This window comes from Rhodococcus sp. R1101, assembly GCF_000278445.1.
In the GTDB taxonomy this organism is placed as follows: Bacteria; Actinomycetota; Actinomycetes; order Mycobacteriales; family Mycobacteriaceae; genus Rhodococcus; species Rhodococcus gordoniae.
Genome location: NZ_AJVB01000794.1, coordinates 1 through 1002 on the forward strand (window position 1 = coordinate 1; position 1002 = coordinate 1002).

The window sequence follows — 1002 nt, forward strand, 5'->3', positions numbered from 1 at the left end:
GCGACGAGCAGCGTGTCCTCGATCTCCTCCCAGGAGTCCTCGTCGAGGTCGCCGCCGCCGAGCAGACCGAGCAGGCTCTTGCCGACCGCCGACTGGGAACGGGCCAGACGGCCGCGCAGGCGCACCAGGCGACCCGCGGTGGGTTCGATCTCCTCGATCGGGGCGGCCGGGGGAACAGCCGCCGGCCCGGCCGGTTCTGCGGGTGCGGGCAGCACCTCCGGCTCGACGACCGCCTCCGTAGCGGGTTCCGGCGTCGGCGCGACTTCCGGTTCCTGCGTCGGCGCGGGGACGACCTCGGGCTCGACGGGTTCGGGAGCGGGTCGCTCCGGTTCCGGGACGACCTCGGGCTCCACCGGCTCGGGTTCGGCCGGCTTCGACTCTGCCGGCTTCGGCTCGACCGTCGGCTCAGTCTTCGGCTCGACCTTCGGAGGTGCGACCTTCGGTTCCGCAGGTGCGCTCGGCGGAGCTTCGGTGATCTCCTCCGGCAGCGGCACGGTACGAGGCGCAGGCTCGGGTTTCGGTGCGGGCTTCGGCGCCGGCCGGGATGCCGGCGCCGGAGGGGCGGCCGTCCCCTGCGAGAAATTGAATCCGCTCTGCGCCTTGTAACCGCCGGAGCGGTCCTTGGTCTCGGCGGAATCGAGCTGCGGGGTCTCGGGCGCCTTGAGCGACACCTGCCGCCGACGGTAGAGGGTCAGGCCGACGACGAGCGCGACGAGAACGACCGCCAGCGCGGCGGCGATGACTATCCAGGCTCCGGTACTCACGCACCCATACTGTCAGGCCTGGAGCTCTTCCTCCGGTTCGGGGACCGGTGTCGCGATCGCGCGGCCGCGCAGGCGCTGCGAGATGACCCTGGTGATGCCGTCGCCACGCATACTCACGCCGTACAGCGCGTCGGCGACCCGTTCCCAGTTCCCGGTCCGGGGTTTTTCCTACGGGACGGTTCCCGTGGGTCGGTGGGGGTCCGGGGGCCGGGTCCGTCCCGTCCGAACGGGGGCCACC

At 72.5% G+C, this 1002-nt stretch carries 1 pseudogene; it reads right to left on the bottom strand.

The annotated features are described in order from the left end of the window. Nucleotides 1-764: pseudogene (locus R1101_RS0124255) on the bottom strand (signal recognition particle-docking protein FtsY); the annotation flags it as partial. Nucleotides 765-1002 lie beyond the last annotated feature (238 nt).